This window comes from Streptomyces sp. NPDC001027, assembly GCF_040299045.1.
Lineage (GTDB): Bacteria > Actinomycetota > Actinomycetes > Streptomycetales > Streptomycetaceae > Streptomyces.
On the sequence record NZ_JBEPBI010000034.1, the window covers coordinates 23,235 to 45,291 of the forward strand.

Below are 22,057 nucleotides of genomic sequence, written 5' to 3' on the forward strand. Positions count from 1 at the left end.
ACAAGCCCCGGGTCCCGGGATTCACGTCCCGGCCGCGGCCTGATCGCCTAGAGGTCGACTTCCTGCATCAGCATGCCGACCTCGGTGTTCGACAGTCGGCGCAGCCAGCCCGACTTCTGGTCGCCCAGGGTGATCGGCCCGAAGGCGACGCGCACCAGCTTGTCGACGGGGAAGCCGGCCTCGGCCAGCATCCGGCGCACGATGTGCTTGCGGCCCTCGTGCAGGGTCACCTCGACCAGGTAGTTCTTGCCGGTCTGCTCGACCACCCGGAAGTGGTCCGCCTTGGCGTACCCGTCGTCCAGCTGGATGCCGTCCTTGAGCCTCTTGCCGAGGTCGCGCGGGATGGGGCCCACGATGTGCGCGAGGTAGACCTTCTTCACGCCGTACCGGGGGTGCGTCAGCCGGTGCGCCAGCTCGCCGTGGTTGGTCAGCAGGATGACGCCCTCGGTCTCGGTGTCCAGCCGCCCGACGTGGAACAGCCGCGTCTCGCGGTTGGTCACGTAGTCGCCGAGGCACTGCCGGCCCTCGTTGTCCTCCATCGTGGAGACGACGCCGGCCGGCTTGTTCAGCGAGAAGAACTGGTACGTCTGCGTGGCGACGGTCAGGCCGTCGACCTTGACCTCGTCCTTCTCGGGGTCGACGCGCTTGCCCTGTTCCAGCACGATCTCGCCGTTGACCTCGACCCTGGCCTGCTCGATCAGCTCCTCGCAGGAGCGCCGGGAGCCGTAGCCCGCGCGCGCGAGGACCTTCTGCAGCCGCTCGCCCTCCTGCTCGGCGCCCGGGAAGGTCTTGGGCAGCTTGACGTCCTTCTTGCCCGCGTAGCGCTCGCGGTTGCGCTCCTCGGCCCGCGCCTCGTACTCACGCGAGGTCGCCGGCACCCAGCGGCCGCGCCCGGTGCCCTGCCCCTGCTTGGGGCCGCCCTTGGCGCCGCCTCGCGCGGAGGCGCCGCGCCCCGACTTCGGGCCGTCGTGGGAGCCGCCGGGACCCACGTCGTAGCGGCGCTCCTCCGGGCGCGGGTTCTTCGGCCTGGCGCCCTGCTGGTCGTCGCGGGAGTTCCCGGCGCCGCGGTAGTTGCCGCGACCTCCGCCGCTGCTCCCGCCGCGACCTCCGCCGCCGCCGCTGCTCCCGCCGCGACCTCCGCCGCTACCGCCGCGGCCGCCGCTGTTGCCACCACGGCTCCCGCCGTTGTTTCCGCTGCTGTTCCTGCCGCTGCTGCTTCGCATCAAAGTTCCGTCTTGTCGTCTGCGTCCTCGGAATCCGGAGCGTCCGGATCGAACGACGGCACGCCCTCCTGGGTCTCGGCCTCGATCGCCTCCGCCTCGGGCAGGAAGGGCGCGAGCTCCGGGAGCTCGTCCAGACCGCGCAGGCCCATCCGCTCCAGAAAGTAGTTCGTCGTCCTGTACAGGATCGCACCTGTTTCGGGTTCCGCGCCCGCCTCCTCGACCAGACCGCGCTGGAGCAGGGTGCGCATCACGCCGTCGCAGTTCACTCCGCGCACCGCGGAGACCCTGCTGCGGCTGACCGGCTGCCGGTAGGCGACGACCGCGAGAGTCTCCAGCGCCGCCTGGGTGAGCCTGGCCTGCTGACCGTCCAGGACGAATCCCTCGACGGCCGCCGCGAACTCGGGCCGGGTGTAGAACCGCCAGCCCCCCGCGACGAGCCTGAGCTCGAAACCGCGCCCCTGCACGGTGTACTCGTCGGCCAGCTCGCGCAGCGCGTCCGCGACGCTGCGCCGCGGCCGCTGGAGGATCTTCGCGAGATGCTCCTCGGTCGCGGGCTCGTCGACGACCATCAGGACGGCCTCGAGGGCCGGCTTGAGATCCAGTGCCGCGACGCTCTCCTCGCTCACGTCTTCGTCTCCTTCCCGGGCTCCTCGGGGGGCCGGTCGAACTCGTCGGTGACCCGGGGCTGCGCGTCCCCGTCCCCGCCGGTCCAGCGCACCAGCAGCTCGCCGAGCGCGGTCTCCTGGTCGAGGGCGACGGCCTTCTCCCGGTACAGCTCCAGCAGGGCGAGGAAACGGGCGACGACGGTGAGGGTGTCGTCGGTGTCCGCCACCAGCGCCCGGAAGCTGGCCTCGCCGAGCTCCCGCAGCCGTGCGACGACGATCCCGGCCTGTTCCTGCACGCTCACCAACGGCGCGTGGATGTGGTCGACGTACACCTGCGGCTTCGCCCTCGGCTGCATCGCCTTGACCGCGAGTCTCGCGAACCCTTCCGCGCCGATGCTGATGACCACCTCCGGCAGCAGCTCGGCGTGGTGCGGTTCGAGCCCGACGGTGCGGGGGTAACGGCGGCCCTCGCTCTCCAGCCGGTGCGTGAAGATGTCGGCGATCTGCTTGTAGGCGCGGTACTGCAGGAGGCGCGCGAAGAGCAGGTCCCGCGCCTCCAGCAGCGCCAGGTCGGCCTCGTCCTCGACCTCTGCGGCGGGCAGCAGCCGGGCCGCCTTCAGGTCGAGCAGCGTGGCGGCGACGACCAGGAACTCCGTCGTCTGGTCCAGGTCCCAGTCGGGGCCCATCGCCCTGATGTGCGCCATGAACTCGTCGGTGACCTTCGACAGCGCGACCTCGGTGACGTCGAGCTTGTGCTTGGAGATCAGCTGGAGCAGCAGGTCGAAGGGCCCCTCGAAGTTTGCGAGCCGAACCTTGAAGACACCGTCCGCCACCGCCCCGGCCCCGACCCCCGCCCCGGCTCCGCCCCCCGCCCCCGCCCCGGCTCCGGCTCCGGCTCCGGCTCCGGCTCCGGCTCCGGCTCCGGCCACGGAACCCCCGACGCCGGAACCCCCGACCTCGGCTCCCGGGGCGGCGGCTCCGGGGCCGGCGGTTGCCGGGGCGGCGGGTTCTGCGGCGGCGGCTCCGGCTCCTGCGGTTGCCGGAGCAGCGGGTTCTGCGACGGCGGCTCCGGGGGTGGCGGGTTCCGTCGCAAGCGGTTCCGAACCTGCTTCCGAGGCCCGGGGGGCAGCAAGCGGAGTAACCGGTCGCGGATCCCTTTCCGGATCCCGGGGGGCAGCAAGCGGGGCAACCGGTCGCGGATCCCTTTCCGAATCGCGGGTCACGGCACGCGCGGCAACCGGTTCCCGACGGGTTGCCGACTCAGGGGCGGCGGCAACACGGGCAACCGGTTGCGGGCCCGTTTCAGCCTCCGGATCGGAGACGGCTGCGGCAACCGCTTCCCGGCCCGTTTCCGGTTCCGGGGCGGCGGATTCCGCGGCAAGCGGTTCCGCAGGTTTCTCCGGATCCCGGGCACCTGCATGCCCGGCAATCGCTTCCCGGCTCGTTTCCGGTTTCCGGGGGGCGCGTTCGGTAGCAAGCGGTACCGGGTTCGCCTCCGTGGCGGCCGGTTGTGGAACCGGTTCCGCTGCGGCTGAGTCCGTCACGGCGGGCTCGGCGTCGGCCTCGGGCTCCGGACCGCCGGGCGCCGTGCCCGGTCCCCGCCCCAGCGCACGCCGACGGCCGGCTGCTGGGCCGGGGCCGGGGGCGGAGGCGTTGTTCGAGGTCATGGCCCCCGCAGGCTACCGCTACCGTCCGCGAAGTCGTCGTACGAGGATGCTGGCGTCCCCGCGGCTCTCCAGGTCGGCGAGGACCACGGCGACCGCCTCGCGGACGATGCGCCCCCGGTCCACGGCCAGCCCGTGCTCTCCCCGGAGCACCAGACGGGCGTGCTCCAGATCCATGAGCTCCTCGGCGGAGACATAGACGGTGATCTTCTCGTCGTGCCGTTCTCGGCCACTGGGCCTGCGGGACGCCTGCCGGCCACGCTTGCGCGGCTGGTCGTCGGCGGAGGCAGAACCTTCCTGCGCTCCTTGGCGGCGCTCGGCACGCTCCCCGGGGGCGCCGCCCCTGGTGCGGGACTCCCCGGCGTCGGTCGGTCCGGCGTCGGCCGCCACGTGCTCGGCGCCCTCGCCGTCGCCGCCCTGCGCGGGCACGGCCTGCGGCGCGTCCTGCGCTCCGCCGGCCGCCACCCCGTCGCTCTCGCCGGCCGGCGCGGGCACCCGGGCCTCGCCGTTGGCGTTGCGTCGGGGCGCGGACGGCTGAAGCGCAGTTCCCCCTGTCGTACGGAAGAGTTCGTCGGCCCCCGGCAGACTCACTCGGCGTGACACCGGGCGAGCACCTCCCTGGCGAGCTGACGGTAGGCGGCGGCGCCGACGGAGTTGGACGCGTACGTGGTGATCGGCTCACCGGCGACCGTGGTCTCCGGGAAGCGGACCGTGCGCCCGATGACCGTGTGGTAGACGTGGTCGTCGAAGGCCTCGACGACCCGGGCCAGGACCTCACGGCTGTGGACCGTGCGCGAGTCGTACATGGTCGCGAGGATCCCGTCGAGCTCCAGCTCCGGGTTGAGCCGCTCCTGGACCTTCTCGATGGTCTCGGTCAGCAGGGCCACACCGCGCAGCGCGAAGAACTCGCACTCCAGCGGCACGATCACCTTGTGGGCGGCCGTGAGGGCGTTGACCGTGAGCAGGCCGAGCGAGGGCTGGCAGTCGATGACGATGTAGTCGTAGTCGTCCATCAGCGGCTTGAGCGCACGCTGGAGCGTGGACTCGCGCGCGACCTCGGAGACCAGCTGCACCTCGGCGGCCGACAGGTCGATGTTGCTGGGAAGCAGGTCCATGTTGGGGACCGCGGTCTTCAGGAGCACCTCGTCCGCCGCCATGCCCCGCTCCATGAGCAGGTTGTAGACGGTGAGGTCGAGCTCCATCGGGTTGACGCCGAGTCCCACCGACAGCGCGCCCTGCGGGTCGAAGTCCACGAGCAGCACGCGCCGTCCGTACTCCGCGAGCGCGGCGCCCAGATTGATGGTCGACGTGGTCTTGCCCACGCCGCCCTTCTGGTTGCACATCGCGATGATCTTCGCGGGGCCGTGTTCGGTCAGCGGGCCCGGGATCGGGAAGTACGGCAGCGGGCGTCCGGTCGGACCGACGCGCTCACGGCGCTGTCGGGCCGCGTCGGGCGCGAGCGTGGCCGCGTACTCCGGATCCGGCTCGTATTCGGCGTCGGGGTCGTAGAAGTGCCCGTCGGGCAGTTCGTCGTAGTCGGCGAAGTGGTTGTGGGGCGCGCCACTTCCGTCGCCGGCCATGGCGTTCACGTGATGGCCATCCATGCTCTGGAGTGCTGACAGAGCCAACTGGGGGCTGCTCTGGCTCTGGTGGGCTGCGAAGGTTCGGACAGCGACGGAGCCGACAGCCTCGAGCCCCGCGGAACCCGGGCCCCGCGTACGCATTCCTGGTTGACCACCCCCGGGAGCAAATGTCGACTCATTCACAAGTCGTCTTACCTCCTTGGTGACCAGGAAACTTCTAGACAAGGTCAGCGTGGCACCATGCCGACGGTTGGCGACTCTATGGCGTGTCGGGCGTCCGCAGCAACACAATCCGCCGGACCCGGCCCGATGTGTCGGCAATGAAACATCACGCTGTCAAGGGCGTACGGCCGTCGCACGGCAGGATTCACCGGTGTGCGAATCGGTCGAAGCGTTACGTTCGAGGCGAGTTGGCCGAGAGGCGCAAAGTGACCATACACACATCTGGCCGGACCTTGTCGGGCAAGGTCCGGCCGCGTGTGCGCGGTTGACGCGCCTTGTTGACGTATCGCCTTTACGAAAAGGTGACTTAGCTTCCCGGCTCAGCCGAGCAGCGAGTCCAGGTCCACGTGCTCCAGGCCGTGCGCCTCCGCGACCTCGCGGTAAACGACCTTGCCGTCATGGGTGTTGAGCCCCTTCGCCAGCGCGGCGTCGCGGCGCAGCGCCTCGGCCCAGCCCTTGTCGGCGAGTTCGACGATGTAGGGCAGCGTGGCGTTGGTGAGGGCGTAGGTGGAGGTGTTGGGGACCGCGCCGGGCATGTTGGCGACGCAGTAGAAGACCGAGTCGTGGACCGGGAAGGTCGGCTCGGCGTGGGTGGTCGGACGGGAGTCCTCGAAGCAGCCGCCCTGGTCGATCGCGATGTCGACAAGGACACTTCCGGGCTTCATCCGGGAGACCAGCTCGTTGGTGACCAGCTTGGGGGCCTTGGCGCCGGGGATCAGGACGGCGCCGATCACGAGGTCCGCCTCGAGGCAGGCCTTCTCGAGCTCGAAGGCGTTGGAGACGACGGTCTGGATCTTGGTGCCGAAGACCTTGTCGGCTTCCCTGAGCTTGTTGATGTCCTTGTCGAGCAGGGTCACGTGGAAGCCCATGCCGATGGCGATCTGCGCGGCGTTCCAGCCGGAGACCCCGCCGCCGATGACGACCGCCTTGGCGGCCAGCACGCCCGGGACGCCGCCCGGCAGCACGCCGCGGCCGCCGTTGGCGCGCATCAGGTGGTAGGCGCCGACCTGGGGGGCCAGCCGGCCCGCGACCTCGGACATCGGGGCGAGCAGCGGCAGCGCGCGGCTCGGCAGCTCGACGGTCTCGTAGGCGATCGCGGTGGTCCCGGACTCCACGAGCGCGTCCGTGCACTCCTTGGACGCGGCCAGGTGCAGGTAGGTGAAGAGCGTCTGGTCCTTGCGGAGGCGGTGGTACTCCTCGGCGATGGGCTCCTTGACCTTCAGCAGCAGGTCGGCCGTGGCCCACACCTCGTCGGCGGTCTCCAGGATGCGCGCCCCGGCCGCCACGTACTCCTCGTCCGTGATGGACGAGCCGACGCCGGCGCCTCGTTCGACGACGACCTGGTGACCGTGGCGCACCAGCTCGTGCACACCGGCGGGGGTGATGGCCACCCGGAACTCGTTGTTCTTGACCTCGCGGGGGATGCCGACCTTCACGTCGATCACGGTCCTTGACTCAGAGGGTGTGGGGGCACAGCAAATGACATTCCCGGAGATACAGGGCGCACCGGGACACACCGCAGGAGAACGTGCGGCAGAGCCAGTTTAATGAAGGCGTTCCCTCTGTCTAGCCTTTCATTGCGTCAATCTTTCGGAGATGCACTACGGATTTCGCAGGCATCCTCGGTGTCATCCGGTCGATCGGGCTCTTTGGAGCCGTCCGACGGGCCCTCTCCCAGGATGCGCTCGGCCGCGCCGCGATGCAGTCGGGCCGCCGTCGGGTCGCCGAGGCGCTCCAGGGTGTCGGCCAGCCTCAGCTGCAGCGCGGCCTGCAGCCGCGTGTCCGCGGCGCGCTCGGCCCACTGCACCGCCTCCTGACACGTGCGCAGCGCCTCCTCGGGCCGGCCGGCGTACTCCTGGACCCGGGCCAGCTCGCTCAACGCCCGCGCGTGCGCGCCCACATCGTCGTTCCTGCGGTGGCCGGAGACCGCCGCGCGCCAGGCCCGCTGCGCCTCGCCGTAGCGGCCCGCGTAGGTGTGCGCGGTGGCGATGCGGCCGTAGAGGCGGGCGGCGTCCGCGCGCTCGTCGCGGGCCAGGCGCTGGGCCAGGGCCCGGCCGAACCAGTCCGCGGCCCGGTCGTAGTCCCCGAGCTCGAGGTGCGCGCCGCCTACGGATTCCATCGCGCGGCCGACGGCATACGGGTCGTTCGCCTCGCGTCCGGCGTCCAGAGCGGCCCGGTAGCGCGCCAGCGCCTCCGCCGTGCGACCGGTCCTGGCGTCGACGTCGGCCAGGTTCAGCAGCGCGGCGGCCTTCTCCCGGGGCAGCCGACGGCGCTCGGCGACGTCCAGGACGAGCTGGTGGATCCCGTACAGGTCCGGCGCGGCCGCCTGGGTGCCGAGATGCGCGACCATCGCCCTGACCAGCTGGGACATCAGGCGGCGGGCGAGGGTGTCCAGCTCCCCGTCGGCGACCGCGAGGCGGGCCGAGGCGAGCAGGGCCGGGCGGCGGGCCTGCAGCCAGTCGGCGGCCGCCCGCGAGCTGGGGAAGCGCAGCGCCCGGGGCATGACCTGGAGCTTCTCGCGGGCCTGGGGGCTGTCGGTCTCGGCGATGGCCCGGCAGGACTGCAGCAGTCGCACCGTGCGCTCCAGCATGCGGGCGCGGGCCAGCTGGAGCTCGGCGGGGCGCTCGTGGGTCTCGGCGGCGGTCCGCAGCAGGGGGTGCAGGCAGCCGGGCACCTCGTACTGGGGCAGCGGGGAGTCCAGGGCCCGCAGCAGGCCGAGGGCGACGAGGTCGTCCAGGGTGGTGCGGGCGGCGCCCACCGAGCAGCCGGCCAGCGCGGAGGCGGTGTGCGGGTCGGCGAGGCCGGCCGGGGCCAGGGACAGCAGTCGCAGTATCCGGGCCGCGGGGGCGGGCAGGGCGGTGTGCACGAGGCGGAAGACGCGGCTGAGCGGGGCGCCCTCGTCGCCCTCCGCGTGGAGCTGCTTGGCGAGGTCGGCGACGGCAGCCTGCGGACGGGCGGCGAGCCAGCCGCCGGCCAGGGTCAGCGCGGCGGGCTGGCCCTGGCACGCCTCGACGAGTCGCTCGGCGGAGCGCGGGTCCACGGTGATGCGGACCGAGCCGGTGTACCGGGTCAGCAGGTCGAGGGCGGACTTGGTGTCCAGGCCGCCGAGGGTGCAGGGGCGGACGTCCGCGATGCCGGTGAGCGGGCCGGCGGACACGGCGACGAGCAGGCACTGCGGGGCGTCCGGGAGCAGGGCGTCGACCTGTTCGGCGCCGACCGCGTCGTCCAGCAGGAGCAGCGCACGGCGCTCGGCGAGGGTGTCGCGCAGCAGGGCGGCGAGGTCGTCCTCGTCGGCCCCGGGCGGGGCGGGCACGTCCAGCGCGGCGAGGAGCTCGCGGGCGGCGCGCTCGACCGGCACGGGTGTCCCGTCGGGCTCGGCGAGGCGGGCGCGCAGGACGCCGTCCGGGTAGCGGCCGGCGACCTGGCGTACGAGTTCCCCGGCGACCGCGGAGCGCCCCGAGCCGGGGCGGCCGGCGATGAGCAGGACCCGTGCGCGGGGCGCCTTTCTCCCGGAGATGGTGTCCAGGCCCGTGCGCTCGATGTCGGCGCGCAGTTCCTTCAACTCCCGGGCACGGCCCAGGAAATGGCCCTCTGTCGCAGCGTGTCCGGACAGCTGCACGCCGCCTGTGTCCACTGCCTGGTCCGTCACGGGCCACACTCCCGTCCCACCGCACGCGCCAGCCCGCCGGGACTCCGGTTCGGGCTGTCGCCGAGCCTAGTTCACGCTCTGCGACGTTCCGGGAGGAGCACGTCGGGCGGGGCCCGGACGTCCCCCGATCGGATCAGCCGATCGTCACACCGCACGGGTGCGGGAGAGGGCCCGGAGGGCGGATCACGCCTCGAACGGACGCGCCGGCCACGGCGCCTCCGCCGGGCGCAGCGCGTCGAGCCCGTCGCCGTTCTGCGCGGCGACCAGCGACAGGACGCCGACGACGAGGCAGGTGTTGTGCACGTCGCCCGCGAGCACGGCCCGGACGAGTTCGGCGACCGGCACGCGCGCGTGCTCCATGTCGGCCTCCTCGTCCTCCACGTCGAAACGCCGCCCCTGCGCCTCGGAGAGGTTGCGGGCCAGGAAGATCCGCACGGACTCGTCACAGCCGCCGGGGGTCGTGTACACGTCGGTGAGGACCCGCCAGTCCTCCGCCTTGACGTGCGCCTCCTCGTACAGCTCGCGCTGCGCCGCGTGCAGCGGGTTCTCGCCCGGCACGTCGAGCAGGCCGGCCGGGATCTCCCACAGCTTGTGCCGCACCGGGTGCCGGTACTGCTTGATGAGCAGCACCCGGCCCTCGTCGTCGACGGCGAGGACGGCCACGGACCCCGGGTGCACCTGGTAGTCCCGGCGGGCCACCGATCCGTCGGGCATGACCACCTCGTCGGTGCGGACGGAGGTCTTGGCGCCCGTGAACGGGGTCGTCGTCGCCCGGATCTCCCACGCCTCGGGGGTGTCCTTGATCGTCATGCCGTGCGTCCTCCCACGTGCCACCTGCGCAAACGAAACCGGGGCGCTCACCCTTGAAGGTTTGCACCCCGGCCACCGTACAACTGGTGTGTTACTTCGAAGTCTTCCGCTCGACGGCCGCCTTCACCAGGCCGGCGAACAGCGGGTGCGGACGCGTGGGCCTCGAGCGCAGCTCGGGGTGCGCCTGCGTGGCGACCAGGTAGGGGTGGACGTCGCGCGGGTACTCGACGTACTCGACCAGCTTGCCGTCCGGGGAGGTGCCGGAGAACAGGATGCCCGCCTTCTTCTCGAGCTCGGCCCGGTAGGCGTTGTTCACCTCGTAGCGGTGCCGGTGCCGCTCCTCCACGTACTCCTTGCCGTCGTACACCTCACGGACGATGGACCCTTCGGCCAGCTTGGCCGGGTACATGCCCAGCCGCATCGTGCCGCCCATGTCGCCCTCGCCCGCGACGATGTCGAGCTGCTCGGCCATGGTGGAGATGACCGGGTGGGCGGTGGCCGAGTCGAACTCGGTGGAGTTCGCGTCGCCGATGTCGGCCAGGTTGCGCGCGGCCTCGATCACGATGCACTGCAGGCCCAGGCAGAGGCCGAGCAGCGGGATCTTGTTCTCGCGGGCGTAGCGGATCGCGCCGACCTTGCCGAGCACGCCGCGGTCGCCGAAGCCGCCCGGGATGCAGACGCCGTCCACGTCGGCGAGCTGCGCCTTGGCGCCGGCCGGGGTCTTGCAGTCGTCCGAGGTGACCCACTTGATCTTCACGCGGGCCTTGTTCGCGAAGCCGCCGGCGCGCAGCGCCTCGGTCACCGACAGATAGGCGTCGGGCAGGTCGATGTACTTGCCGACCAGGGCCAGGGTGATCTCGTGGTCGGGGTTGTGGACGCGGTCGAGCAGGTCGTCCCAGGTCGTCCAGTCCACGTCGCGGAACGGCAGGTCCAGCTTGCGGACGACATAGGCGTCCAGGCCCTCGCCGTGCACGGTCTTGGGGATGTCGTAGATCGAGCGGGCGTCGGGGCAGGCCACGACCGCGTCCTCGTCCACGTCGCACATCAGCGAGATCTTGCGCTTGATCGCGGTGGGCACCTCGCGGTCGCAGCGCAGCACGATCGCGTCGGGCTGGATGCCGATGTTCCGCAGGGCGGCCACGGAGTGCTGGGTGGGCTTGGTCTTCAGCTCGCCGGACGGGCCGATGTACGGCAGGAGCGAGATGTGCACCACGAACACGTTGTCCCGGCCGACCTCGTGCCGGACCTGGCGGACCGTCTCCAGGAACGGCAGCGACTCGATGTCGCCGACCGTGCCGCCCACCTCGGTGATCACGACGTCCACCTCGTCCGTCGCCATGCGGCGGATGCGGTGCTTGATCTCGTTGGTGATGTGCGGGATGACCTGCACGGTGTCGCCCAGGTACTCGCCGCGCCGCTCCTTGGCGATCACGGTGTTGTAGACCTGGCCCGTGGTGACGTTGGCGGAGCCGTCCAAGTCGCGGTCAAGGAAGCGCTCGTAGTGTCCGATGTCCAGGTCCGTCTCGGCGCCGTCGTTCGTGACGAACACCTCACCGTGCTGGAAGGGGTTCATCGTGCCAGGGTCGACGTTCAGGTACGGATCGAGCTTCTGCATGACCACGCGAAGACCGCGCGCCTTGAGCAGCATGCCGAGGCTGGAGGCCGTCAGACCCTTGCCGAGCGAGGAGGCGACACCCCCGGTGACGAAGATGTGCTTGGTCGTCGTGGATTTGGGCGTCATGGCCAAGAGGGGGCTCCCGTGGTCGCGATTCGAGGGTGCGGTTCGGGGGCTTCGAGACCACCGGTCCACGGGCTACCAGGGTATCAGCGCCGCGGCGGGACGGCCTCCGGCCACGCTCCGCGCACGGGCCGACACGCGCCGCCGTCCGCGCACCGGTTCCTCACCCGTTGCTCACCCGTTCGGCCCACCCGCGTTGCCGCGAGCGGCACGCAGATCATCTACGTGCGTCGTATCCTGCTCGGACACTCGCTGCCGAGCCCGGCCGGCAAGACGGCACACCCCAGCCCGTATCCCACCGGAACAACGAGAGCTCGTCAGTTCGTTGAGCAATAATCGGCGTTTTGCCCTCAAGGCTGAGCGACTGCTTTGCTTCAGCGCTCAACGACGCATTACCAACGACCCCTTGACCGCACTAGCGACAGCCCCCGTCTCGTCCGGGGGCGACGTGGCCGTTCGACTGGAGTTGCACGTGGCCGGGCGCATCGAAGACTACGCACTCATCGGAGACATGCAGACCGCCGCATTGGTCTGCCGGGACGGCACAGTCGACTGGCTGTGCCTGCCCCGCTTCGACTCGCACGCGATCTTCGCAGGACTGCTCGGCACCGAGGAACACGGCTTCTGGCGCCTCGGCCCCGCGCACGCCTCCGACGCGCCCCCGCCGCGTGCGGCCCGGCGCACCTACCGGGGCGACTCGCTCATCCTCGAGTCGGAGTGGGACACCCCCCGCGGCACCGTCCGGGTGACCGACTTCATGCCCCCTCGCGACGGCGCGCCCCAGCTGATCCGGATCGTCGAGGGCGTCTCGGGCCGCGTCCCCATGCGCTCCGCGCTGCGCATGCGGTTCTCCTACGGGCGGGTCGTGCCGTGGGTGCACAAGCACGAGGGCCGCACGGTGGCCGTCGCGGGCCCGGACTCGGTGTGGTTCGACACCGACTGCGAGACCTACGGCAAGGCGCTGACCACGTACGCCGACTTCACCGTCGCACCGGGCGACCGGATCGCGTTCACGATCTCCTGGGAGCCCTCGCACAAGCAGCCGCCGCCGCTCCCGGAGCCCGAGCAGTCGCTGCAGGCCACCGAGGACTTCTGGCGCGAGTGGGTCGAGCACTGCACGTACCACGGCCCCTACCGCGAGGCCGTGATCCGCTCACTGATCACGCTGAAGGCGCTGACGTACGGGCCGACCGGCGGCATCGTCGCCGCCCCCACCACGTCCCTGCCGGAGGACATCGGCGGCGTCCGCAACTGGGACTACCGCTACACCTGGCTGCGCGACGCGGCCATCACGCTGTCCTCGCTGCTGCGCACCGGCTACCGCGAGGAGGCCCGCGCCTGGCGCGAGTGGCTGCTGCGCGCGGTCGCCGGCGACCCCGAGAACCTGCAGATCATGTACGGCATCGCGGGCGAGCGCGAGCTCGGCGAGGCCGAGCTGGACTGGCTGCCCGGCTACGAGAACTCCGCCCCGGTCCGGGTCGGCAACGGCGCGGCGCACCAGCTCCAGCTGGACGTGTACGGCGAGGTCACCGAGGCCCTGCACCTCGGCCACATGACCGGCCTGGCCCGCAACGACTACGCCTCCCTCCTCCAGCTGAAGCTGATCCGCTACCTGGAGCAGCACTGGGACGAGCCGGACGAGGGCATCTGGGAGGTGCGCGGCCCGCGCCGCCACTTCGTGCACTCCAAGGTCATGGCCTGGGTCGCCGTCGACCGGACGATCAAGCTGATCGAGTCCGGCGACGCCGACGGTCCGCTGGAGAAGTGGCGCGAACTGCGCGACGACATCCACCGGGACGTCTGCGAGAAGGGCTACGACAAGGAGCGCAACACCTTCACCCAGTCCTACGGCTCCAGGGAGCTGGACGCGTCCTTGCTGCTCATCCCGCAGATGGGCTTCCTGCCGCCGGACGACAAGCGGGTCATCGGCACCATCGAGGCGATCCAGCGCGAGCTGTCCACCCCGGACGGCTTCATCCTGCGCTACCCGACCTCGGGCGGCGACGAGGGCGTCGACGGCCTGCCCGGCGACGAGGGCGCCTTCCTGGCGTGCTCGTTCTGGATGGCCGACGACCTCGCGATGATCGGCCGGGTCGACGAGGCCCGAAAGCTCTTCGAGAAGCTGCTGTCGCTGCGCAACGACCTCGGTCTGCTCGCCGAGGAGTGGGATCCCCGGCTGCAGCGCCAGGTCGGCAACTTCCCGCAGGCCTTCAGCCACGTCCCGCTGATCGACACCGCACTGCGCCTGACGGCGTCGGGGGCGTACGGCGGCTGAAGTCTTTCGGTTCGGTGACGTGAGGGCCGGGTCCGGCGGCCGAACAGGACCGCCGGACCGCGCCCGCCTACGCTGGAAGTCATCAGCCCCTGCACGGAAGGGGGCGCCCCCATGGCCTCCCCATCGAAGGCGGGCGCGGCTCTCGCCGCGCTCCGCGAGGATCTGGTCGGCGACGTGTTCGCCCCGCAGGACCCGGGCTACGACGAGGCCCGGACCGTCTTCAACGCGATGATCGACCGGCGCCCGGCGGTGATCGCCCAGTGCGTCGACGAGGACGACATCGTCCGCACCGTCCGCTTCGCCCGCGACCTGGACCTGCCGATCGCGGTGCGCGGCGGCGGGCACAGCGTCGCCGGCATGGCCCTGGGCGACGGGGCCGTGGTGGTGGACCTGCGGCATCTGCGCGCGGTGCGCGTGGATCCCGCCGCCCGGACCGTACGCGTCGCGGGCGGTGCCACCATGAGCGACCTGGACCGCGCCTGCGAGCCCCACGGTCTGGCCACGACCGGCGGCCGGGCCTCCACCACCGGCGTCGGCGGCTTCGTCCTCGGCGGCGGCACGGGCTGGCTGGACCGGCTCCACGGGCTGGCCGTGGACAACCTGCTCGGCGCTGAGCTGGTCACCGCGGACGGCCGGCGGGTGCAGGCGAGCGCCGACGAGCACCCCGACCTCTTCTGGGCCCTGCACGGCGGCGGAGGCAACTTCGGCGTCGCCGCCTCGCTCACCCTGAAGCTGCACGAACTGCCCGAGTTCTCCATCGCCCTGCTGCTGTACCGGCCCGAGTTCGGCCCCGAGGTCACCCGCACCTACCGCGACGTGATCGCCGCCGGCCCCGACGAGGCGAGCGGCGCGGTGCTGTACCTCACGGGCCCGCCCGAGGAGTTCGTCCCGCCGCACCTGGTCGGCTCGCTGCTGTGCGGGATGCTGCTGACGTACGCCGGGGCCGAGGAGGACCTGCGCAAGCTGGCCGAACCGCTGCTGGCGCTTCCGCACGAGTCGGAGATCGTCGGGGCGATGCCCTACGCCGACGTCCAGTGCATGCTCGACGACCCGCCCGGGATGCGGAACCACTGGTCCGCGGAATACCTGACGGGCGCGCCCGACGACTTCGTGGACGTCTTCTGCGGCCTCGGGGAGTCCCTGCCCGTGCCGACGGGCACGATGCACGCGCTGTTCCCGCAGGGCGGCGCGATCGCCGCCGGACCGCACGAGTATCCCGTGCCCTACCGCGACGCGCCCTGGGGCGTGCACCCCTTCGGCCTCTGGGAGGACCCGGCGGACGACGCCCGGTGCGAGCAGTGGGTCCGGGACGTGCGGGCCGGGTCGCAGCCGTGGAGCACCGGCGCGGTCTACCTGAACTTCATCGGCGACGAGGGAGCCGACCGGGTCGTGGCCGGCCTGGGCGCGGAGAACGCCCGGCGGCTGGGGGACCTGAAGCGCCGATACGACCCGGACAACGTGTTCCGCTTCAACCACAACATCAGACCGATCTGAGCGCTCTCCCCGGCCGCTCGGGCCGTCGTCCTCACGTCGACGCGGGCGGGCGCGGACGTCCGCCGCGGCCCCGCGGATGTTGCCGGGACGTTCGCGCAGGTAGCGTCCGCTGCATGGACAGCCGCACGGACCACCGTTTCGACAGCCGCAGCGCCGGCATCACCGTGCAGCGCGCGCTGGAGCTGCCCGGACTGCGCAGCGGGCTCCCGGAGATCGTCGCGGGCGGGGACCGGCTGGGCCGCACGGTGCGCTGGGTGCACGCCGGCGAGGTCCCGCACATCGCCTCCCTGCTCAAGGGCGGCGAGCTGCTGCTGACCACCGGATACAGCCTCGGCACCCGCCCGGCCGAGCAGCGCGCGTTCGTGCGGACGCTGGCCGAGCGGGGCATCGCGGCCCTGGTGATCGAGCTGGGCCCGCGCTTCACCCGGCTGCCGTCGGCCCTGGTGGAGACCGCGCGGGCCACCGGTCTCCCCCTGGTGCAGCTGCACCGCGAGGTGGCGTTCGTGACCGTCACGGAGGAGATCCACACCGAGATCGTCAACGGTCACCACGCGCTGCTGCAACGCGCCGAGGAGGTGCACCGGCGCTGCACGCAGGCCCTGCTCGGCGGCGGCGGGATCCCGCAGGTGCTGGGCATCCTGGCGGACTTCGGCGGCAACCCGGTGTTCCTGGAGACGCCCGACGGCCAGCTGCTGTACGCGGCCGGCGAGGGACCGCAGGGGGCGGATCCGCTCCAGGTGTGGGAGGGGCTGCGCGGCCCGCACAAGGACGCGCCGCCGCCCGCGGGCTCGGTGCTGGTGGATGTGCCCGGGGGCGGGCCGGGGGCGGGTTCGGTGCGCGCCCGGCTCGTACTGCTCCCCGTGCGCGCCCCTCTCGCACCGGTGCACCGGATCGCCGCCGACCGGGCGGCCGGGATCCTGGCCGTGGTGCTGATGCAGGCCCGCCAGGAGGAGGAGCTCGCCGCGCGCGGCCGGGGCGACTTCCTGACCGACCTCGCCGAGGGCCGGATCGCCGAGCAGGACGCTCCGGCGCAGGCGCGGGTCCTCGGGTTCCGGCCCGGCGCCGGCCCGTTGCTGCCGGTCGTCATGCGGCTGGGCGAGGGGATCTCCCCGGGGGCGGGCTGGGCGGTGCTGGCCCGGGCGGTCGCCGAGGAGCTGGCGTCGGTGGGCGTGCCGGTGCTGCTGGGCGTGCGGCCGGTGGAAGGCCGGGTGCCGGTGCTGCTGGGCCTGCGCGAGGAGCAGGAGCGCCCGGCGGTGGCGGACCGGGTCGCGGCGGCGCTGCGGGCGGGAGTGGAACGGGCCGGGATGCGGCCGCCGGGGGCGCAGCCGCCCGTGGTCGTCGTCGGGGTGGCGGGCGGCTGGGCGGCCGCCTCGGCGGGGCTGCGTCACGCGGCGGAGACGGCGACGGCCGCGCAGGGTCTGCCGGACCGTCCCTGGTACGACGCCCGCCGCCTGGACATCGACCTGCTGTTGTGGCGGTTGCGCGGCCACCCGGACCTCGCGGCCTTCGTCGACCGGGCGATCGGCCCGGTCCGTGACCACGACCGGCGCTCCAAGCCGCCGCTGCTGCCGACCCTGGAGACCTATCTGGCCCATGCCGGACGGAAGGCGGAGACGGCCCGCGAACTCCATCTGAACCGGCAGACGCTCTACAACCGCCTCGCCCGCATCGGCGAGCTGCTCGGCACCGATCTGGACGACCCGCAGACGGTCCTGGCGTTGAGCCTGGCCCTGCGGGCGCGCAGGCACCTGCCCTGAGGGTCCGAGGCTCTGCGGGTGACCGGTGTCAGATCATGGGCCGGGGCTGCGTCAACTCGTCGTAGACGCTGAGGACCTGGGCGACGGTCTCGTCCTCGGTGGGCCAGGTGGCGGTCTGCCGGGCGCCCAGATCCCGCAGCCGCTCGCACCGTTCGGGATCGTCTAGCAGACGAAGGACGGCGGCGGAGAAGGCGTCCGCGTCGCCGGCGGGCACCAGTTCGGCCGCGTCCCCGACGAGTTCGCGGACCCCGCCGGACAGCGCCGCGACGAGCGGCACGCGCGCGTGAAGGGCCTCCTGCGCCAGGACGGAGCGCGACTCCCCGCCACCGGGCAGCAGGGCGAGGTCGGCGGCGGCGAGCAGCTCGCTCGCGTCGTCCCGCCTGCCGAGCAGCCGGACGGGCAGGTCCTCGTCCTCGATGCGGCGCTGGAGCTCGGCGCGCTGCGGGCCCTCGCCCGCGATCACGACCAGGGGCGGGCAGTCGAGCCGGCGCCACGCGCGGGCGGCGTCCAGCAGGAGGCCGTAGCCGCGGCGCCGGTCCAGGGAGCCGATCGTCATGAGCAACGGGCGGCCGACGGCGCCCAGTTCGGCTCTCAGCTTGCCGGCCGGCCGCTCGGCGTCCTCCCGTCCCTCGTCCCGGCGGGGACCGGCCGACGCCACGGCGGCGAGCCGCGCGTCACGGGCTCCCGTGCGCCGGGCCCGGTCGACGAGGTCGGAGCTGGCGCCGAGGACGACGGCGGCCGTCCTCGCGACGCGGCGCTCCAGCAGCCGCCGCAGGTGGGCGCGGGCGCCCTCGACGTGAGCGCGGTCGTGCCAGGTGACGACGAGCGGGGTGGAGCGGCCGCTGAGCGCGAGGACGGCACGGAAGGAGGCGTGCAGCCCGTGCGCGTGGACGAGGTCGGCGCCCGTGCAGGCCGCGCGGAGCGCCGCCACGGACGCCGGATCGCTGCTGCGCGGCACGTGCACGTGCTCGGCGCCGACGCCGGTGAAACCGTGGGCGTGATCGGCTTCGGCAGGGGCGCACACCGTCACCCGCACGCCCCGCGCGACGAGCCCCGCCGCCAGGGAGCGCACATGTGCGCTGCTGCCGGCGTTGCCCCCGCCGAGCACCTGGACGGTGCGCAGCGACGACTGGCCGTACGGTGAGGGGCTGCTCACGTGGCCGGGGCTCCTGGTTCGGCGTCGGACGGTCACGGGGAAACGTACAGAAGGACCGTGGGCGGAGGGTGGACCGCTGACGTTCCTCCACGTACTCCGCCCAAGGATGCCAGCACGCACCGGTGTTCCGTGCCCCGGAGCTCCACGGCGAGAGCCCACAGACCCCCCTCTGTCACCCACACGGGTGAAGAAGGTCGCACCCCTGTTCGCACCCGTGGCCCGGCCGGCGACCGGACCCCTCCGGTCGCTCTCCGGCCGGCGCCCGGACCGCTGCCGCTATGCGTCCCCCCGGGCCGCCGCGAGGAGCTCCTCCGCGTGGGCGCGCGCCGTCTCGGAGTCCTCCTGGCCGGCCAGCATGCGGGACAGCTCTCGGATGCGCTCCTCGCCCTCGAGGACCTTCACCCCGGACCGGGTCACCGTGCCGTCGTTGGTCTTCTCCACCAGCAACTGCCGGTCGGCGAACGCGGCGACCTGCGGAAGATGGGTGACGACCACGACCTGCGCCGTCCTCGCGAGCCGCGCCAGCCGCCGGCCGATCTCCACGGCCGCCTTGCCGCCGACGCCCGCGTCGACCTCGTCGAAGAGATACGTCGGAACCGGGTCCGTCCCCGCGAACACGACCTCGACGGCCAGCATCACCCGGGACAGCTCACCGCCGGACGCGCCCTTGGCGATGGGCCGCGGCGGCGCGCCGGGGTGCGGGGCGAGCAACAGCTCGACCTCGTCCACGCCGGCCGGCCCGTAGGCGACCGGACGGCCGCCGACCTCGACGCCCTCAGGGTCCTCGGTCTGCCGGATCGCGAAGGACACGCGCGCGTGCGGCATCGCCAGCGACGCCAGCTCGGCGGTCACCGCGGCGGCGAACTGCCCGGCGGCCTCCGTGCGCGCGTCCGTCAGCGCCTGCGCCAGCCCGCCCAGTTCGGCTCGCAGCGCGTCCCGCTCGGCGGTCAGCTCGTCGATCCGTTCGTCGTCGCCGTCCAGTTCGGTGAGGCGCGAGGCGCTCTGCTCGGCCCAGGCGAGGACGGAGTTCACGTTCTGCCCGTACTTGCGGGTGAGCGCGGTGAGCGCGGCCCGCCGCTCCTCCACGGCCGACAGCCGCAGCGGATCGGCGTCGAGGTCGTCGGCGTACCCGGCCAGTTCGCCGGCCACGTCGCCCAGCAGGATCCCGATCTCCCCGATCCGGTCGGCGAGCGCCGCCAGCGCCGGATCGTGCGACCTGACGGCCTCCAGGGCCCGCTGCGCGCCCGCGACGAGCGTGGCCGCATCGATGCCCTCGGGGTCCTCGGGATTGGCGGCGAGAGCGGCGTGGGCGGCCGTGGCGGCCGACGACAGCGCCTCCGCGTGCCCGAGCCGCTCGGCCTCCTCCGCGAGCTCCACGTCCTCGCCGGCGCGAGGCTCGACGCCGGCGATCTCGTCGAGCCCGAAGCGGAGCATGTCGGCCTCCTGGGCCCGCTCACGCGCGCGCGTGACGATCTCCTCCAGCTCGCCGGCCACCGCCCGCAGCCGCCGGTAGGCCTCGGTGTACTTGGCGAGCGGCACGGTCACCGCGTCGCCCGCGTACCGGTCGAGCGCCTGGCGCTGCCGGGACAGCTTCAGCAGCCCCTGCTGGTCGGTCTGCCCGTGCACGGCCACCAGCTCGTCCGCGAGCTCGGCGAGCACGCCCATCGGCACGCTCCGCCCGCCCACGTGCGCCCGTGACCGCCCTTCAGCGGAAACGGTACGGCTGATGAGCAGCGCCCCGTCGTCGAGTTCGGCCCCGGCCTCCTCGGCCCGGACGACCACCGAGGAGTCGGCGGGCAGAGCGATCCGCCCCTCGACCACCGCCTTCTCCGCGCCGATCCGCACCAGCGCGGGGTCGGCACGCCCGCCCAGCAGCAGCCCGAGGCTGGTGACGACCATGGTCTTGCCCGCGCCCGTCTCGCCCGTGACCGCGGTGAACCCCGGCGACAGCTCGACGACCGCGTCGTCGATGACTCCGAGCGACCGTATCCGCATCTCCTCCAACACGGAGAAGACCTTACGAGGTCCGGCGGCGGAAGTGCGAGGCACCCTGTCACCCGCGCGGGTGGAGATGACCCATGGCTCGACGACAGCGACCGGCCGCTCACTCTCCGCGGCCGCCGCCGAGCCTCGCCGGACGCCGCCGGACCCGCCGCGCCCTCAGTGCCGCGCGCCGCGCCACCCGGACACCGGCAGCGCGAACTTCGCCACGAGACGGTCGGTGAAGGAGGCGTGGTGCAGCCGCGCCAGCCGTACCGGCACGGCGCCCCGGCGCACCTCGACGCGGGCCCCCGCGGGCAGCTCGAAGGTCCGCCGTCCGTCGCACCACAGGACGCCGGGCGGGATGTGCGGCAGCAGCTCCACGGCCAGCACCGAGTTCGGCGAGGTCACCAGGGGCTTGGCGAACAGCGCGTGCGCGCTGATCGGCACCATCAGCAGGGCCTCGACCTCGGGCCACACCACGGGACCGCCGGCCGAGAAGGCGTACGCCGTGGAGCCCGTCGGGGTCGACAGGACGATGCCGTCGCAGCCGAACCCGGTGACCGGCCGCCCGTCGATCTCCAGCACGACCTCCAGCAGCTTCTCGGCGCCGGCCTTCTGCACCGCCGCCTCGTTCAGCGCCCAGTCGGTGTGCACGATGTCGCCGTTGCGGTGCACGATGACGTCGACGGTCATCCGCTCCTCGACCTCGTACGCCTTCGTCACCACCCGGTCGACGACCTTGTCCAGGTCGTCCCGCTCGGCCTCCGCGAGAAAGCCGACGGATCCGAGGTTGACGCCGAGCATCGGCACCCCGGAGGCCCGCGCGAACTCCGCGCCGCGCAGCAGGGTGCCGTCGCCGCCCAGCACGATCAGCAGCTCGCACCCCTCGAGGCACTGCGGGGTGGCCTCGGACACCAGCTCCACCGCGTCCGGCAGCGGCAGGTCGGCGGCCTCGTACTCGAGGACGCGCACCCCGATGCCCTCGCGCAGCAGCCCCTTGACGACCAGTTCGGCACTGCGGATGGCCGCCGGCCGCCCGGTGTGGGCGAGCAGGAAAACAGTACGAGCTCGGTTCAGAGTCACCGCGGCCCCTCCGCAACTGCACGGTCGACGTCGGCCGGGTCCAGGACTGGCGCCCCGGCCCGAAGCCACAGAAAGTACTCGACATTGCCCGACGGCCCGGGCAGCGGACTGGCGGTCACGCCCTGCACCCCGAGCCCCAGGTCCCACGCCTTGCCGGCGACCCCCCGCACGGCTTCCGCCCGCAGCTGCGGACTGCGCACGACGCCCCCGCTGCCGAGCCGTTCCTTCCCCACCTCGAACTGCGGCTTGACCATCATCACCAGGTCCGCGTCCGGCCCGGTGCACCGTGCCAGAGCGGGCAGCACCAGCCCCAGCGGAATGAAGGACAAGTCCCCCACGACAAGATCCACAGGCTCCCCATCGATCGCTTCAAGCGTCAACTCGCGTACGTTCGTACGGTCCTTGACGGTGACGCGTTCATCGCTCTGCAGAGACCAGGCGAGTTGTCCGTATCCGACGTCGACGGCGACCACGTGCGCCGCCCCGGCCCGCAGCAGCACGTCCGTGAACCCGCCGGTCGAGGCTCCGGCGTCCAGCGCCCGCCGCCCCTTCACCACGAGCCCGCGCGGCACGAAGGCCTCCAGCGCGCCGGCCAGCTTGTGGCCGCCCCGGGACACGTAGTCGGGATCGTCGGCGTCGACGGAGACGACGATCGCGGCCGCCGTCTCCACCTGTGTGGCCGGCTTGGTCGCGACGGTCTTGCCGACGGTGACCCGTCCGGCGGCGATCAGCTGCCCGGCGTGCTCACGCGAACGCGCGAGCTTGCGGCGGACCAGCTCCGCGTCCAGACGGCGACGTGCGACTCCTGCCACGTT

Annotated in this window: 16 protein-coding genes; 3 read left to right on the forward strand and 13 right to left on the reverse strand. The window is 72.7% G+C overall.

Annotated elements, in window-relative coordinates; translation table 11 throughout:
- Positions 1–47: 47 nt before the first annotated feature.
- From ABT300_RS12925 to pyrG, 9 genes are all read right to left on the reverse strand, one after another.
- On the reverse strand, positions 48–1,223 hold the full coding sequence (locus ABT300_RS12925; protein ID WP_351674468.1) for a pseudouridine synthase: 1,176 nt from the start codon (positions 1,221–1,223) through the stop codon (positions 48–50).
- Entirely contained in the window at positions 1,223–1,792 is a 570-nt protein-coding gene (scpB, locus tag ABT300_RS12930; protein WP_319279589.1) for an SMC-Scp complex subunit ScpB, read from the reverse strand. The genes ABT300_RS12925 and scpB overlap by 1 nt, the downstream gene beginning before the upstream one ends.
- A gap of 53 nt (positions 1,793–1,845) precedes the next feature.
- A complete protein-coding gene (locus ABT300_RS12935) occupies positions 1,846–2,661 on the reverse strand; it encodes a segregation and condensation protein A (RefSeq protein ID WP_502977926.1) in 816 nt (271 codons plus the stop codon).
- A gap of 852 nt (positions 2,662–3,513) precedes the next feature.
- Entirely contained in the window at positions 3,514–4,095 is a 582-nt protein-coding gene (locus tag ABT300_RS12940; protein WP_351674471.1) for a hypothetical protein, read from the reverse strand.
- Positions 4,080–5,216: a ParA family protein gene (locus tag ABT300_RS12945; RefSeq protein WP_079041320.1), complete on the reverse strand. Its 1,137-nt coding sequence runs from the start codon at positions 5,214–5,216 to the stop codon at positions 4,080–4,082. The genes ABT300_RS12940 and ABT300_RS12945 overlap by 16 nt, the downstream gene beginning before the upstream one ends.
- A 401-nt stretch (positions 5,217–5,617) precedes the next feature.
- Positions 5,618–6,742, reverse strand: coding sequence for an alanine dehydrogenase (gene ald / locus ABT300_RS12950; protein WP_351674473.1), 1,125 nt, complete (start codon positions 6,740–6,742; stop codon positions 5,618–5,620).
- A gap of 137 nt (positions 6,743–6,879) precedes the next feature.
- Complete coding sequence (locus ABT300_RS12955) at positions 6,880–8,946, reverse strand: tetratricopeptide repeat protein (RefSeq protein ID WP_351674474.1); 2,067 nt, start codon at positions 8,944–8,946, stop codon at positions 6,880–6,882.
- A 183-nt stretch (positions 8,947–9,129) separates the two neighbouring features.
- Positions 9,130–9,756 carry an NUDIX domain-containing protein gene (locus tag ABT300_RS12960; protein ID WP_351674475.1) on the reverse strand — a complete coding sequence of 209 codons (627 nt, stop codon included), beginning with the start codon at positions 9,754–9,756 and terminating at the stop codon, positions 9,130–9,132.
- Positions 9,757–9,847: 91 nt separating this feature from the next.
- Positions 9,848–11,497, reverse strand: coding sequence for a CTP synthase (gene pyrG / locus ABT300_RS12965; protein ID WP_107444754.1), 1,650 nt, complete (start codon positions 11,495–11,497; stop codon positions 9,848–9,850).
- Positions 11,498–11,966: 469 nt separating this feature from the next.
- Here pyrG and ABT300_RS12970 point away from each other — a divergent pair, with 469 nt between their 5' ends.
- The 3 genes from ABT300_RS12970 (at position 11,967) to ABT300_RS12980 (ending at position 17,020) form a co-directional block, all read left to right on the forward strand.
- Positions 11,967–13,769, forward strand: a complete 1,803-nt coding sequence (locus ABT300_RS12970) for a glycoside hydrolase family 15 protein (RefSeq protein WP_334520313.1) — start codon at positions 11,967–11,969, stop codon at positions 13,767–13,769.
- Between the two features lie 111 nt (positions 13,770–13,880).
- A complete protein-coding gene (locus tag ABT300_RS12975) occupies positions 13,881–15,263 on the forward strand; it encodes an FAD-binding oxidoreductase (protein ID WP_351674476.1) in 1,383 nt (460 codons plus the stop codon).
- A gap of 113 nt (positions 15,264–15,376) precedes the next feature.
- On the forward strand, positions 15,377–17,020 hold the full coding sequence (locus ABT300_RS12980; protein ID WP_351674478.1) for a PucR family transcriptional regulator: 1,644 nt from the start codon (positions 15,377–15,379) through the stop codon (positions 17,018–17,020).
- 28 nt (positions 17,021–17,048) lie between these two features.
- Here the strand turns inward: ABT300_RS12980 and ABT300_RS12985 are convergent, their stop codons facing one another.
- From ABT300_RS12985 to ABT300_RS13000, 4 genes are all read right to left on the reverse strand, one after another.
- Positions 17,049–18,176, reverse strand: a complete 1,128-nt coding sequence (locus ABT300_RS12985; RefSeq protein ID WP_351674480.1) for a glycosyltransferase family 4 protein — start codon at positions 18,174–18,176, stop codon at positions 17,049–17,051.
- Positions 18,177–18,452: 276 nt separating this feature from the next.
- Positions 18,453–20,171 carry a DNA repair protein RecN gene (gene recN / locus ABT300_RS12990; protein WP_351674497.1) on the reverse strand — a complete coding sequence of 573 codons (1,719 nt, stop codon included), beginning with the start codon at positions 20,169–20,171 and terminating at the stop codon, positions 18,453–18,455.
- A 165-nt stretch (positions 20,172–20,336) separates the two neighbouring features.
- Positions 20,337–21,242: an NAD kinase gene (locus ABT300_RS12995; RefSeq protein ID WP_319279578.1), complete on the reverse strand. Its 906-nt coding sequence runs from the start codon at positions 21,240–21,242 to the stop codon at positions 20,337–20,339.
- The gene (locus ABT300_RS13000; RefSeq protein WP_351674482.1) at positions 21,239–22,054 is read right to left on the reverse strand and encodes a TlyA family RNA methyltransferase; all 816 of its coding nucleotides are present in this window, start codon (positions 22,052–22,054) and stop codon (positions 21,239–21,241) included. The genes ABT300_RS12995 and ABT300_RS13000 overlap by 4 nt, the downstream gene beginning before the upstream one ends.
- Positions 22,055–22,057 lie beyond the last annotated feature (3 nt).